Annotated in this window: 15 protein-coding genes; 13 read left to right on the forward strand and 2 right to left on the reverse strand. The window is 72.7% G+C overall.

Annotated elements, in window-relative coordinates; all coding sequences use genetic code 11:
- Window positions 1-36 precede the first annotated feature (36 nt).
- The 9 genes from ACIP84_RS14295 (at window position 37) to ACIP84_RS14335 (ending at window position 7,934) form a co-directional block, all read left to right on the forward strand.
- Window positions 37-1,497: a polysaccharide lyase 6 family protein gene (locus ACIP84_RS14295; RefSeq protein WP_401798043.1), complete on the forward strand. Its 1,461-nt coding sequence runs from the start codon at window positions 37-39 to the stop codon at window positions 1,495-1,497.
- Window positions 1,498-1,603: 106 nt separating this feature from the next.
- Entirely contained in the window at window positions 1,604-2,275 is a 672-nt protein-coding gene (locus ACIP84_RS14300) for a FadR/GntR family transcriptional regulator (RefSeq protein WP_401798044.1), read from the forward strand.
- Window positions 2,276-2,610: 335 nt separating this feature from the next.
- A complete protein-coding gene (locus tag ACIP84_RS14305) occupies window positions 2,611-3,939 on the forward strand; it encodes an enolase C-terminal domain-like protein (protein ID WP_355968094.1) in 1,329 nt (442 codons plus the stop codon).
- A complete protein-coding gene (locus ACIP84_RS14310; protein WP_401798045.1) occupies window positions 3,936-4,697 on the forward strand; it encodes an SDR family NAD(P)-dependent oxidoreductase in 762 nt (253 codons plus the stop codon). The genes ACIP84_RS14305 and ACIP84_RS14310 overlap by 4 nt, the downstream gene beginning before the upstream one ends.
- Window positions 4,694-5,947, forward strand: coding sequence for an aldo/keto reductase (locus tag ACIP84_RS14315; RefSeq protein WP_401798046.1), 1,254 nt, complete (start codon window positions 4,694-4,696; stop codon window positions 5,945-5,947). Before ACIP84_RS14310 ends, ACIP84_RS14315 begins: the two co-directional genes overlap by 4 nt.
- Before the next feature lie 7 nt (window positions 5,948-5,954).
- Window positions 5,955-6,167 (forward strand): hypothetical protein, encoded by a 213-nt coding sequence (locus ACIP84_RS14320; RefSeq protein ID WP_401798047.1) that lies wholly within the window; start codon window positions 5,955-5,957, stop codon window positions 6,165-6,167.
- On the forward strand, window positions 6,164-6,475 hold the full coding sequence (locus tag ACIP84_RS14325; protein ID WP_401798048.1) for an L-rhamnose mutarotase: 312 nt from the start codon (window positions 6,164-6,166) through the stop codon (window positions 6,473-6,475). The genes ACIP84_RS14320 and ACIP84_RS14325 overlap by 4 nt, the downstream gene beginning before the upstream one ends.
- On the forward strand, window positions 6,463-7,374 hold the full coding sequence (locus ACIP84_RS14330) for an amidohydrolase family protein (RefSeq protein ID WP_401798049.1): 912 nt from the start codon (window positions 6,463-6,465) through the stop codon (window positions 7,372-7,374). The genes ACIP84_RS14325 and ACIP84_RS14330 overlap by 13 nt, the downstream gene beginning before the upstream one ends.
- 101 nt (window positions 7,375-7,475) lie before the next feature.
- Entirely contained in the window at window positions 7,476-7,934 is a 459-nt protein-coding gene (locus tag ACIP84_RS14335) for an SRPBCC family protein (protein ID WP_401798050.1), read from the forward strand.
- Between the two features lie 17 nt (window positions 7,935-7,951).
- Here the strand turns inward: ACIP84_RS14335 and ACIP84_RS14340 are convergent, their stop codons facing one another.
- Together ACIP84_RS14340 and ACIP84_RS14345 are read right to left on the reverse strand one after the other, a co-directional pair.
- Window positions 7,952-8,746, reverse strand: a complete 795-nt coding sequence (locus ACIP84_RS14340; protein WP_401798051.1) for a YqjF family protein — start codon at window positions 8,744-8,746, stop codon at window positions 7,952-7,954.
- 115 nt (window positions 8,747-8,861) lie between these two features.
- A complete protein-coding gene (locus ACIP84_RS14345) occupies window positions 8,862-10,061 on the reverse strand; it encodes a S8 family serine peptidase (protein WP_401798052.1) in 1,200 nt (399 codons plus the stop codon).
- A 272-nt stretch (window positions 10,062-10,333) separates the two neighbouring features.
- Here ACIP84_RS14345 and ACIP84_RS14350 point away from each other — a divergent pair, with 272 nt between their 5' ends.
- The 4 genes from ACIP84_RS14350 to ACIP84_RS14365 all read left to right on the forward strand — a co-directional run bounded on the left by ACIP84_RS14350 (window position 10,334) and on the right by ACIP84_RS14365 (window position 13,868).
- Window positions 10,334-11,347, forward strand: coding sequence for a DUF1996 domain-containing protein (locus tag ACIP84_RS14350; protein WP_401798053.1), 1,014 nt, complete (start codon window positions 10,334-10,336; stop codon window positions 11,345-11,347).
- Between the two features lie 109 nt (window positions 11,348-11,456).
- Window positions 11,457-12,035, forward strand: coding sequence for a sigma-70 family RNA polymerase sigma factor (locus ACIP84_RS14355; protein ID WP_401798054.1), 579 nt, complete (start codon window positions 11,457-11,459; stop codon window positions 12,033-12,035).
- Window positions 12,032-12,760, forward strand: coding sequence for a zf-HC2 domain-containing protein (locus tag ACIP84_RS14360; RefSeq protein WP_401798055.1), 729 nt, complete (start codon window positions 12,032-12,034; stop codon window positions 12,758-12,760). Before ACIP84_RS14355 ends, ACIP84_RS14360 begins: the two co-directional genes overlap by 4 nt.
- 178 nt (window positions 12,761-12,938) lie before the next feature.
- Entirely contained in the window at window positions 12,939-13,868 is a 930-nt protein-coding gene (locus tag ACIP84_RS14365; RefSeq protein ID WP_401798056.1) for an SCO0930 family lipoprotein, read from the forward strand.
- The last annotated feature ends 153 nt before the right edge of the window (window positions 13,869-14,021 follow it).

Consider the following 14,021-nt stretch of genomic DNA (forward strand, 5'->3'; position numbering starts at 1 on the left):
ACTCATCCGACTCGTCCGACCGATCACGGAGGCACCATGCAACGACGCACGTTCCTCGCCGGCACCGCGGCAGGGGCGGCAGCCGCCGTCCTGCCCCTCTCCGCCCCCGCGTACGCGGACGCCGCCCGGCGCAAGCCCGCGCGCCCCCTGGGGCCCACCGTCGACGTCGGCTCCCTGGACGACCTCCAGGACGCGATCGACGCGGCGGGACCCGGCACCCGCATCGTCGTCGCGAACGGCACCTACACCGTCCCCGCCGCCAAGCCCCTCACCATCACCGGCCAGCACGGCTCCCGCACCGCGCCCATCACCATCGTCGCCGCGTCACGGGGAGGCGCCGTACTGCGCGGCGAGCGGAGCTTCGTCCTCGACGCGTCCAGCAACGTGACCGTGAGCGGTTTCTCCTTCCGCCAGAGCACCACCCTGGAGATCCCGCCGACCTGCACGTACATCCGGCTCACCCGCAACGACTTCCAGCTCGCGGACATCGAGGGCCTGCACTGGGTCATGGTGCGCGGCGACGAGGCCGTGATCGACCGCAACCACTTCCACGGCAAGACCACGCTCGGCATCTTCCTCGGCATCGAGGGCGCGGGCAGCGAGGCCATGGCCCAGGGCGTGCACGTCCACCGCAACCACTTCTCCGACCACACCTTCACCGGCGCCAACGGCGGCGAACCGATCCGCCTCGGCGTCAGCCCCCGCGCCCTGTCCAGCGCGCACGCGCTCGTGGAGTACAACCTGTTCGAGCGGGCCGACGGCGACCCCGAGGCCATCTCCGTCAAGAGCTCCGACAACGTCATCCGGTACAACACCATCCGCGACAGCCTCGGCGGCATCGTCCTGCGCCACGGCAACGGCACCCTCGTCGACGGCAACTACCTCATCGGCGGCGAGGAGGGCGTGCGGATCTACGGCAACGACCACGTCATCGTCAACAACTACCTGGCCGGCCTCAGCGGGCGGGCGATGGTCATCGGCAGCGGCACGGAACGCGACCACGTCCCCGGCGAATCGGCCGAGGCCCGCCGGGGCAACGACGCACCCGACCGCGTCCTCATCGCCCACAACACCCTCCTCGACAACGCGGGCGGCGCACTGTCGGGCGAGAGCCACCGCCCGCACGAACCCCGCGACGTCACCGTCGCCGACAACCTCCTTGTCGGCCAGACCGGCAGCCTGGTCGAGATGGCGACCACGGTCCGCTTCACCTGGCAGAGCAACATCCTGTTCGGCGCGGCGGCCGACGGGAACATCCCCGCCGGCGGGTTCCTGCGGGCCGATCCCCGCCTGGTACGGGGCTCCGACGGGGTGTACCGGCTGTCGAGCACGAGCCGGGCGATCGGCGCGGCCACGCTGTCCCCCGCGCCGGTCACCCATGACATCGACGGCGATGCGCGGGGCGGCGTGCGCGATGTCGGTGCCGACGAGTACGCGACGGCGACGCCGATCCGCCGACCGCTGACCCCGGCGGACGTGGGCCCCCACGCCCGCTGACGGACAAGGGGGCGGGGAGGGGCACGGGGGAGGGGCGCGGACCCTGCAGTAAGGTGGGCGCCCAGCAGACACATCCGATGTATTTGGCCTTGCACAGGAGGACGCCTTGGCAGTCACGGACGAGGCGATCGGCAAGATCAAGGAGATGATCGTCTCCGGAGCGCTCCGCCCGGGCGACCGGCTGCCCAAGGAGGCCGACCTCGCCGCCGAGCTCGGCCTCTCGCGCAACTCCCTGCGTGAGGCGGTGAAGGCCCTGTCCCTCCTGAACATTCTCGACGTACGGCAGGGCGACGGCACGTACGTCTCCAGCCTCGAACCACCGCTGCTGCTGGAGGCGGTGTCGTTCGTCCTGGACTTCCACCAGGACGACCAGGCGCTCCAGGCCCTGAAGGTACGGGGCATCCTGGAGCCGGCGGCGACGGCGCTGGCGGCGGAGCGCATCGCCGAGGACGAGATCAGGGAGCTCGGGGAGCTCCTCGACCGGCTCGGTGACGCCCCGAGCCTGGACGAACTCGTGGCCAGTGACCTGGAGTTCCACCGGCGCATCGCCGCGGCCTCCGGGATTCCCCTGCTGTGCTCGCTCCTCGACAGCATCTCCGGGGCCACCGTGCGGGCGCGGCTGTGGCGCGGCATCACCGAGGAGACCGCCGTGGCCAGGACCCTGGCGGAGCACCGGGCGATCCTGGACGCGCTCGCCGCCCGGGACGCGAGGACGGCGGAGGCCTGGGCGACGATCCACATCTCCAACGTCGTCCGCTGGCTCGACAGCGTGTGGTGAGCTGCCGGCCCGGCACCTTCCTCCGCCTCCTTCGCCCCTGGCGTCCGACGAGGGCGGGCGCCCCCGAGGGGCGCCCGCCCTCGTCGGCGTGCCGTGCGTGAGGCCCTCGCGGCGCCGTTCGTGGTGCCGTTCTCAAGGTCCGAGAAACATCCGATGTCTACTTGCCCCACCTCTCGGGCTCGCCGTATCGTTCTCGCTCAACAGGCCAATCACCCGATCTGTGCTGATGGTTGGGGCTGCTCCGCGTCGCTCGGGCAGACGAAGCCGAACACCGAGCAGGCAGCCCAGGTGTGAAAGGAACCCCGTTGTCCACTGACATCACGCGGGTCATCGCGATGGACACCTACGACATCCGTTTTCCGACCTCCCGCCAACTCGACGGATCCGACGCGATGAACCCGGACCCCGACTACTCCGCGGCCTACCTCGTCCTGCGTACGAACGAGCCCGACGGCCCCACGGGACACGGCTTCACCTTCACCATCGGGCGTGGCAACGATGTCCAGGTCGCCGCGATCGAAGCACTGCGCCCCCACGTCATCGGCCGGTCCGTGGAGGACCTCTGCGCCGACCCCGGACTCGTCAGCCGGGCGCTGATCGGCGACAGCCAGCTCCGCTGGCTCGGGCCCGAGAAAGGCGTCATGCACATGGCCGTCGGGGCCGTGGTCAACGCCGTGTGGGACCTGGCCGCCAAGCGGCAGCGGAAGCCGCTGTGGAAGCTGCTCGCCGACGCCGACCCCGAGTGGCTCGTCTCGCAGGTCGACTTCCGCTACATCACCGACGCCCTCACCCCCGAGGAGGCCCTCGACCTCCTCAGGCGCGGCAAGGCCGGGCGGGGCGAGCGCGAAAGCGTCCTGCGGGCCCGGGGCTACCCCGCGTACACCACATCGCCCGGCTGGCTCGGCTACTCCGACGAGAAGCTGACCCGACTCGCCAAGGAAGCGGTGGCGGCCGGTTTCACCCAGATCAAGCTGAAGGTCGGCGCCGACCTCGCGGACGACGTCCGCCGCTGCCGCGCCGCCCGCGCGGCCGTCGGCGCGGACGTCCGCCTGGCCGTCGACGCCAACCAGCGGTGGAACGTGACCGAGGCCATCGACTGGACGCGGGCGCTCGCCGAGTTCGACCCCTACTGGATCGAGGAGCCGACCAGCCCGGACGACATCCTCGGGCACGCGCGCGTGCGGGCCGCCGTCGCCCCCGTCAAGGTGGCGACGGGCGAGCACGTACAGAACCGGATCGTGTTCAAGCAACTCCTCCAGGCGAACGCCGTCGACATCGTCCAGCTCGACGCGGCCCGGGTCGGCGGCGTGAACGAGAACCTCGCCATCCTGCTCCTCGCCGCCAAGTTCGGGGTGCCCGTCTGCCCGCACGCCGGCGGGGTCGGACTGTGCGAACTGGTCCAGCACCTCGCGATGTTCGACTTCGTGGCGCTCAGCGGAACCACCGACGACCGGGTCATCGAGTTCGTCGACCATCTGCACGAGCACTTCGCCCACCCGGCCGTCATACGCGAGGGCGCCTACACGGCGCCCCTCGCCCCCGGCTTCTCGGCCGACATGCACGAGGCCTCCCTCGCCACCTTCGCCTACCCCCACGGCACGTTCTGGGCCGCCGATCTGGCGGGAGCGCTCGCCGACGAAGCCACCGTGGAGGTGATCGCATGACCGCCCACCCGCTCGCCGGGCTCCGCGCCATCGTCACCGGCGGCGCCTCCGGCATCGGACGCGCCGTCGCCCGTCTCCTCGACGCGCAGGGCGCCGCCGTCGCCGTCCTCGACCTCGAACCGGCGGCCGCCCACGACACGCTCACCGCGTTCCGCGCGGATGTCGCCGACGACACCTCGGTACGCGAGGCCGTCGCGGCGGCCGCCGCGACACTCGGCGGAATCGACATCCTCGTCAACAACGCGGGCATCGGCGCCGCCGGCACGGTCGAGGACAACCCCGACGACCAGTGGTACGCCGTCCTCGACGTCAACCTCCTCGGCGTCGTCCGCACCACCCGTGCCGCCCTGCCCCACCTGCGCCGCTCGGACCACGGAGCCGTCGTCAACATCTGCTCCATCGCCGCCACCGCGGGCCTGCCGCAGCGGGCCCTGTACTCCGCGAGCAAGGGGGCGGTCCTCTCCCTGACCCTCGCCATGGCCGCCGACCATGTGCGGGAGGGAATCCGGGTCAACTGCGTCAACCCCGGGACCGTCGACACCCCGTGGGTCGCCCGCCTGCTCGACGCGGCCCCGGACCCGGAGGCCGAACGCGCGGCACTCGGCGCCCGCCAGCCCACGGGTCGGCTCGTCGGCGCCGACGAGGTCGCGGCGGCCGTCGTCTACCTCGCGTCCCCGGCGGCGGCCTCGGTGACGGGCACCGCCCTCGCCGTCGACGGCGGCATGGCGGGACTCCGACTCCGGCCGGCGGGCACATGAGCGCCGACACGCGGGCCACGGGCGAGCGGGCGGCCGGCGGCGGGGCCGCAGACGAACGGGCCGCAGAGGAACCGGCCGCGAGAGAACGGGCTGCCGGCGAACGGGCCACGGACGGAAGCGCCGCCGACCCCGCGAGCCTCGCCCGCGCCGCAGACCCCGCGAGCCTTACCCGTGCCGCCGACCCCGCAGGCCTCGCCCGTGCCGCCGACCCCGCAGGCCTCGCCCGCGCCGCCGACCCCGCAGGCCTCGCCCGAGTCCCCCTCACCCGCGTCCCCCTCGGCCGGACCAGCGCCTGGACGACCCGCCTCGCCTTCGGCGCGGCCGGCATCGGCAACCTCTACAGCACCGTCACCGACGAGGACGCCCACCGGACCCTCGCGACCGCCTGGGACCGTGGCATCCGTTCCTTCGACACCGCACCCCATTACGGCCTCGGCCTGTCCGAGCGCCGGCTCGGCGCCTTCCTCCGGGACCGGCCCCGTGACACGTATACCCTCTCGACGAAGGTCGGGCGCCGCCTCGTCCCCGACCCCGGCGCGACCGGCGACGACCTCGCCCACGGCTTCGCGGTACCCGCCGCGTACCGCAGGGTCTGGGACTTCGGCGCGGACGGCATCCGGCGCGGCCTGGAGGAGAGCCTGGAGCGGCTCGGGCTCGACCGCGTCGACATCGTGTACCTGCACGATCCCGACGACCACGCCGACCAGGCACTGCGCGAGGCGTACCCCGCGCTGGAACGATTGCGGGCCGAGGGAGTCGTCCGGGCCATCGGCGTGGGCATGAACCAGACCGCGATCCCCACCCGCTTCGTCACCGAGACCGACATCGACGTCGTCCTGCTCGCCGGTCGCTACACCCTGCTCGACCGGAGCGGCCTCGCCGAACTCCTGCCGGCCGCGCAGCGCCGCGGTGTGTCGGTCGTGGCCGGAGGGGTGTTCAACTCGGGCCTCCTCGCGGATCCGCGGCCGGGCGCCACGTACGACTACGCGGCGGCTCCGCCGCAGACCCTGGCCAGGGCCCTTCGGCTGCGGGAGGTCTGCGAGCGCCACGGAGTGCCACTGAGGGCCGTGGCAGCCCGCTTCCCACTGGGCCATCCCGCTGTGGCGGGCGTCCTCCTCGGCCTGCGCAGCCCGGCCGAGGTCACGGACGCCGCCGACATGCTGGCCCGCGAGATACCCGAGGCCCTCTGGGCGGAGCTGCGCCGCGAGCGCCACACCCCTGGGTCCGATGCCGCCCCGGACTGCGGGTGAGGCGCCGATGAGGATCGGACTCCGCACGACCGCGACGGGCGCCGGCGCCGCCACGGTCGAACTCCTCGCCGCACGTGTAGCCGACCACCGTGCCGTCGGACGCCGGGCCCTGTCCCCGGTCCCGGACCACATCGAACCGCAACGCGCCGAAGGCGTCCACGGCCCCCGCGTCCTCGACGCCGTCCTGGTCGTCACCGGCACCTCTGGAGCGCACCCATGAGAATCGCCCTGCACACCCGGGTCCGCGCGGACCGCATCGCCGCGTACGAGGAGGCGCACCGCGAGGTCCCCACCGAGCTGACCCGCGCGATCCGGGCCGCCGGCTGCACCTCCTGGACGATCTGGCGCAGCGGCACCGACCTCTTCCATCTGCTCGACTGCGAGGACTACGCGCGTCTCCTGGCCGAGCTGGAGACACTTCCGGTCAACGTCGGGTGGCAGGCCCGGATGGCCGAACTCCTCGAGGTCGTCCACGACTACTCCGGCGACGGCGCGGACGCGGGACTGCCCGTGGTGTGGCACCTGTGAGCACCCTCCGCGGCCCCCTCGTCGTCGACGCCCACCACCACCTCTGGGACCTGTCCGTGCGCGACCAGGACTGGATCACCGGACCCGCCCTCGCGCCCCTGCGCCGCACCTTCACGGAGCGCGACCTGCGGGCCGAGACCACCCCGGCGGGGGTGGCGGCCACCGTCCTCGTCCAGACGGTCACCCTCGCCGACGAGACACCCGAGATGCTGGCCACCGCCCGCGACAGCGACCTGATCGCCGGCGTCGTCGGCTGGACCGACCTGACGGCGCCCGACATCGCCGACACCCTGGCCGCGCTGCTCGCCCTGCCGGGCGGCGAACGCCTCGTGGGCATCCGCCACCAGGTCCAGTCGGAACCGGACCCTGCCTGGCTGCTCCGTCCCGACGTCCGCCACGGCCTCACCGCGGTGGCCGCCGCCGGGCTCGCGTACGACCTGGTGATCCTCCCGCACCAGCTGCCGGCCGCGACGAGGACCGCGAGAGACCTGCCGGAGCTGACCTTCGTCCTCGACCACGCGGCGAAACCGCCCGTCGCGAGCGGAGACCTCGAACCCTGGGCCGCCCACCTGCGCGCCTTCGCGGCCCTGCCCCACACCGCCGGCAAGCTCTCCGGCCTGCACACCGAGGCCGACTGGCGCGGCTGGACCGTGCGGGACCTGCGGCCGTACGCCGACACCCTGCTCGACGCGTTCGGCCCGAGCCGCCTGATGTTCGGTTCCGACTGGCCGGTGTGCACGCTCGCGGCGTCGTACGGACGGACCCTCGCGACGGCGCGGCAGCTCACGGAGGCACTGAGCCCGGGCGAGCGGGCGGCGGTCTTCGGCGGCACGGCGGTGGAGACCTACCGACTGGAGGAGCGCGTCGCTCACCGGGCGGGCCCGCCGGCGGTCACGTAGGGTCGTGATGCCGCTACGACAGTCGCGGTGCCACGACGAGGGTGAACGCCTCGTCGCCGCAGGCGCGGGCGGGGGCGCCGCTCGACCGATCTGGGGTGCCCATGACAGGACAGTTCGAAGCGACGTTCGAGGTCGACCGGCCGGTGGAGGACGTGTTCGCCTTTCTCGCCGACGGACGCAACGATCCGGAGTTCAGCCCCCGGGTGCTGAGGATCGAGCGGGTCCCGGACGCGCCGACCGCCGTGGGCACCGTCTTCCGGAGCACCGTCAAGGACGCCGGGATGAAGACCGCGAGGGAGTTCCGCATCACCGCCCTCGAAGCACCCGTGAAGATCCGCTGGGCCGAGGTGTCGAAGAACCTCGTCACGGCGAGTGAGGGTGGCTACGACCTGGAGCCGCTCACCGACGGCCGGACCCAGGTCCGGATCTACAACGTCCTCGAAGGCCATGGCGTGGGCAGACTCCTCGCCGGCCTGGCGCTCTCGGCAGCCCGCAAGGACGCCCCCGGTTTCGGCGCCCGGATCAAGGCGGCGGCGGAGGCGGGGATCGCCCCGCGCTGAGACCGCGGGCGAGCCGCCTACCGGCCCCCGTCCCCGGGGCGCGGGACCGACACGCCCCGCGACTCCCGCGGCGGGGCGCTGAAGCGGACCGGCACGCCCGGCGAGTAGAGCACGCTCACGGGCGGACCGGGCGGCTGCTCCAGGCCGGCCGCGCTGAGCAGCGTCTCGTCGCAGGTGAGCAGCCGGGCGCGGTGCAGCGTCCAGCGCGGGTGGGTGTTCGGGAGGTAGAGCGGTCGCCCCCGGTACGAGCTGTGCATGCCCCAGCGGGCGGTCAGGAAGTGTTCGAGCGCGGTGGGTTCCCTCACCGCCTCGCCGATCTCCACACTGATCGCGCTGCGCGCGCCGCGCGGGCCGGGCCAGCGACGGCTGCTGGTGTACGTCACGGTGGAACCGTCGTGCCGGATGCTCATCCTGGACCAGACGTACGGGATCCGGAACGCCCACCGTCCGATGGTCACCGGGATCAGCCGGGACGCGTCGAGGGAGCGGAAGACGACACCCCTGCGCCCGTCGGCGTCCACGGAGTAGAGCCGGACGTTGGTCTCGGGAAAGGTGCCGAGATACGGGATCGGGGGGAGCCGGAGCCAGCCGACCCGGTGCATCCGGAAGGCGACCAGGCCCACGTAGGTGACGCCGTCGCGGGTGTCGGGGACGGTGCCGGCGGGCAGGAGCGGGGCCACGTCGGCGGGGTCCACGGCCCAGTGCAGGAAGGCCAGGTCGAGCCAGGACTGGGTGAGCAGGGTGAGGTCCGGGCGGTGCGGCGGGTCGGCCGATATCGGCTCGGGGAGCGCGGCGGGCGGCGTCTGCGGCATCTCAGCAGTATCGGGGACGGAACGGACGGAAGTGGCCCTCCACGGGTGTGTGGAGGGCCACTTGTCCACCTCTCGTCGGGGCCGGGCCCGGCCCCGACGAGAGGTGGGTGTGGTGTTACGGAGTCACCTTGAGGAGCTTGTTCGCGGTGCCGGAGGACGCGTTCTTGATGGCGTCCGCGGTGGCCCCGCCGGTCAGCGCGGCGGCCGTGTCGGCCGGCGTCGCCGACGGGTTGGCCGCCAGGTAGAGGGCCGCGGCACCCGCCACGTGCGGGCTGGCCATCGACGTTCCGGAGATCGTCTTGACGCCCGTGTCGCTGTCGTTCCAGGCGGAGGTGATCTCCGAGCCGGGCGCGTACAGGTCCACCACGGAGCCGAAGTTCGAGAACTCCGACTGCTCGTCGTCCTTGGTGCTGGACGCCACGGTGAGCGCCTCCGGCACCCGGGAGGGCGAGCCCTGACCGGCGTCGGAGGACTCGTTGCCGGCCGCCACCGCGAAGGTCACACCGGAGGCGATGGCCCGCTGGACCGCCGCGTCCAGGGCCTCGTCGGCGCCGCCGCCGAGGCTCATGTTCGCGACGGAGGGCCCGGAGTGGTTCTTGGTCACCCAGTCGATGCCGGCCACGACCTGCTCGGTGGTGCCGGAGCCGTTGTCGTCGAGGACGCGGACGGCCACGACCTTGGCCTTCTTGGCGACTCCGTGGGCGGTGCCGGCGATGGTGCCCGCCACGTGGGTGCCGTGGCCGTTGCCGTCGTCGGCGCTGTCGTCGTTGTCCACGGCGTCGAAGCCGTGGGCCGCCCGGCCGCCGAAGTCCTGGTGCGAGATGCGGACGCCGGTGTCGATGACGTACGCGGTCACGCCCTGCCCGCCGTTGTCGGGGTACGTGTACTTCTGGTCGCCGGCCGTGTCCGCCTGGTCGATCCGGTCCAGGCCCCAGGACGGGGGCTGTTCCTGGGTCTCCTTGATGCTGAACCGCTTGTTCTGGACGACGGTCCCGACCGCGGGGTCGGCGGCGAGGCGCTTGGCCTCGTCGACGGACAGACCGGACGCCGAGAAGCCGTTGACCTCCGAGCCGTAGGAGCGGACGAGCTTGCCGCCGTACTTCTTGGCGAGGTCTCCCTTGTTCGCGGACGCGTCGAGGATGACGATGAAGCTGCCGTCGACGGCACCCGGGGCGCCGAGTCCGTGGACGGTGCCCTCGGCGGGGGTGGAGGCCCCGGCGAGATTGCCCGCGAACAGCGCTGCGGCGGCCGCGGCCGCGGTACCCGTGGCTATGGCTGCGTTGCGAAGTCCGTGGGATCGCTTGTGAGTTGCCATGAAAGTGGATCTCTCCTCGTGTTGACGTGTGGGGCGTCAAACGTTCGAGAGAACCCTGTTCGGATTGGCAGGAGCAAATCAAGAGCGAACCAGGGGTAAAGGCTTATTCAACAAGGTTTCTTAAACAGCTCTCCGCACCGCCTCCATGTCACACACATGCCCTGGCCGACTCCTCCGCCGAATGGTCACGTTCGACCCTCCTGCCCGCGGGGCCCCGCCGGCCTACGGGCCCCGGTTGACGTCGACCGTGTGCAGCGGCGACGGTGACCGGCATGGGGAGAGAACACCGACTGCTCGTCCTGCTGGTCTGCCTGGTCCTGGGGGGTGCCCTCACCGCCGCCGTCCTGGCGGCGTCCGAAGGGGAAGGGCCGCACGACGCGGCGTCCGGCGCGATGACCGGCGCCGGGCACGGAGCGCCCGCGCCGGGCGACTTCGTCGACATCCGTGACGTACCGCCGACCCGGGAACGGGCGACGCGACCCGGCCCCGACGCCTCGACGGGCTCTTTCACCGTCGACTGCGGCCGCAACGAGGACGGCCACTACAACCAGGACAACCCGGTGATCTCACCCGGACTCCGCCACGGCGCCCACCACACCCACGCCTACGTCGGCAACCTCTCCACCGACGCGTTCTCCACCGACGAGAGCCTCGCCGCCGCCCCCACCACCTGCCGCGGCGGCGACCGTTCCACCTACTACTGGCCCGTCCTCCGCCGCCCCGACCTCCCCGCGACACGGCCGTACGAGAAGGCGGCGGCCCACGGCAACACGGGACGCATCCTCACGCCCGCCGACGTACGCCTGGCGTTCCACGGCAACCCGGCAGGGCAGGTCGTCCCCATGCCGCGCTTCCTGCGCGCCTTCACCGGCGACGCCGTCGCCCTCACCGCACGCGGCGACGGGGGCGTCAAGGCGCGCTGGGGCTGCGCGAGCCTGCCCGACCGCGCCACCACCCGCTACCCGCGCTGCCCGGCAGGTGACCGCCTCACCCGCACCCTGGTCTTCCCCAGTTGCTGGAACGGCCTCGACACCGCCGACCCCGAACGCACCCACCTGCTCTTCCCCGCCGCCAACGGCGTCTGTCCCCAGAACACCTTCGCCGTCCCCGAACTGCGCATCACCCTGGCCTACGACGCGCCCCCGGCCGGCGCGCCGCTCGCCCTGGACTCCTTCCCCGAGCAGCGCCACAGCCCGAAGACCGACCACGCGATGTTCGTCAACGTGATGACGGACGACCGGATGGCGAAGCTCGTCACCTGCGTCAACACGGGCCGGCACTGCTGAAGGAGCATCAGGGTGACCCACGTCACATGAACCAGGTGCCCCCGGGCCACGTGTGGGGCACGGCGCGGACGGCGCCGACGATGCTGGCACCGCAGACGGAGTGGATGGGATGGCCGGACCACGATGGCCCCGCAACAGACGGGGATCGACCGACGAAGCACTGATCAGGGCGGTGTACGAGGAACACGGCAACGCCCTCCTCGCGTACGCCACCCGACTGACCGGCGACCGGGCCACCGCGGAGGATGTCGTACAGGAGACCCTCATCCGCGCCTGGCGCCACTCCGAGGCCCTCGTCAACGGCAAGGGTTCGGTCCGCGGCTGGCTCCTCACGGTCGCCCGGAACATCATCACCGACCGCTACCGGGCCAAGGCCGCGCGCCCCGCCGAGGTGGCCGAATCCCCCGCGACACCCCCCGTCGAGGAGGACCACGCCGACTCGGTCGTCGACACGATGACCGTCCTGGGCGCCCTCGACCGGCTGTCGCCCGAGCACCGCGACGTGCTCACCGAGCTGTACTACCGCGAACGCAGCGTCGCGGAGGCGGCCGACACCCTGGGCATCCCGGCCGGCACAGTGAAGTCCCGCTCGCACTACGCGCTGAAGGCGCTGCGCGAGACGTTCAGAGAAGGAAACCGGCCGAGCGCGCCGCAGCAGCCCGCCGGACTCAGGGAGGTGGTCGCATGAACCGGCAGCAGCATGAAGAGGAGGAACTCCTCGGCCCGTACGTGCTCGGCGTACTCGACACGGCCGACACGCGGCGCTTGGAAGCACACGTGAACGACTGCGCGGCATGCCGGGAGGAGCTGTCCGCGTTGCGTGAGATGGAAGCGGCGCTCGGCGAAGTGCCGCCGGAATCCTTCCTCGACGGCCCGCCCCAGGGCGGCGACCTGCTCCTGCAGCGCACCCTGCGGCAGATGCGCGGCGAGAGCACGCGCGCGCGGAACCGCCGCGGCGGACTGATCGGCCTCGCGGCGGCGGCAGCACTCGCCGGCGTCTTCTGGGCCGGTACGGCGACCTCGGGCGCCGGCGATCCGGTCGCCCTGCCCCCGACCCCGCCGCCGACGTCCACGACGACCCCCGCCACCCCGCCGCCGGGCACCCGAGTGGCCTCGGCCACCGACGCGACCAGCGGCGCCCGGATGACCGTACGGGTGACCCCGGCGGCGGCCTGGGTCCGCGTCCACGCGGCGGTGACCGGACTGCCCCCGGGGGAGCGCTGCAAGCTCGTCGTGGTCGGCCGCGACGGCGGCAGGACCACGGCAGGGAGCTGGGTCGTGGGCAGGGCCCCGGGAGCCGGCGAGGGCAAGGGAGCCTCGCTCGACGGCTCGGCGGCCGTCGATCCGGCGGACGTGCAGGCCGTCGTGGTCGAGAACGAGGCGGGAAAGACCTTCGTGACCGTCCCGGTGTAGCGGGCGAAGGCGGAACCGGTCCATCGGTACGAGAACGCCGGTCGGGGACACCCCCGGCCGGCGCTCTCGTGCGAGAGGCCCCGAAAAGAATCTCCGGATCCGTTGAACCGGCCCCGTACGGCCCGCGTGTCTCCGGTGCAGACAGAGACCAACGAAGTACCGGATAAGAGGAGTTCTCATGATGAACCTGCGCAAGCTCACCATCGCCGCAGCCGGGACCGCACTCGTGCTCGGGGCGACGGCCTGTGGAACGCAGGGCACCACGAACGGCTCCCCGCAGCAGGCCCCGGCGCAGACGGCCGCCCCCGCCGCCGACGGCGACAGCAGCGCCGACGCGTACGGCAACGGCGCGGCCACCGGCACCGAAGCCGCCGCCGGGACCGCGTCCGGCCCGCTGGCGGTCCGCGACGACGCCAAGCTGGGCCCGCTCGTGGCCGACGCGGCGGGCTTCACCCTCTACCGCTTCGACAAGGACACCGCCGACCCCTCCTCGTCCGCCTGCGCCGGCGACTGCGCCAAGGCCTGGCCCCCGGTCCCCGCCTCCGCCACCAAGCTCGGCGGCGTCGGCGCCGCCGAGACCGGCTCGGTCAAGCGGGCCGACGGAACCGAGCAGCTGACCATCGCCGGCTGGCCGGTGTACCGCTTCGCCAAGGACACCGCGCCGGGCCAGACGAACGGCCAGGGAGTGGGCGGCACCTGGTTCGCCGTCACCCCGGACGGCAAGAAGGCGGGCGTGCGGGAGGCGGCCGAGCCGCTCCCGGCCCTCTCCCTCACCGACGACGCGAAGCTCGGCAAGATCATCCGCGACGCCAAGGGCCGCACCCTCTACCGCTTCACCAAGGACACCGCCTGGCCCATGAAGTCCAACTGCGAGGGCGCCTGCCTCGAGAAGTGGCGCCCCGCCAAGCTGGTCGACCTCGACGACGTCGACGGCATCGACCCGAAGAAGCTCATCACCTACACCCGCTCGGACGGCACGAAGCAGCTCACGATCGACTGCTGGCCCCTCTACTGGTTCACCGGAGACAAGACCCCCGGCGACACCAACGGCCACGGCGTCGGCGGCACCTGGTTCGCCGTCACGGCGACCGGCAAGCCGGCCAAGTAGCCCTACGATCCACGCCGCCCGCCGCACCCCGCCCCCTGCCGACACGGGGCGGGGTGCGGCACGTGGTCAGCCGGAGCGGGTCGCCGCCTCTCAGGCCTCGAAGACCGCGATCGCCCGCTTCCCGTGACGCCGGCACCGCGGCAACAGCGCACG

It is taken from the genome of Streptomyces sp. NPDC088707 (genome assembly GCF_044752725.1).
Lineage (GTDB): Bacteria > Actinomycetota > Actinomycetes > Streptomycetales > Streptomycetaceae > Streptomyces.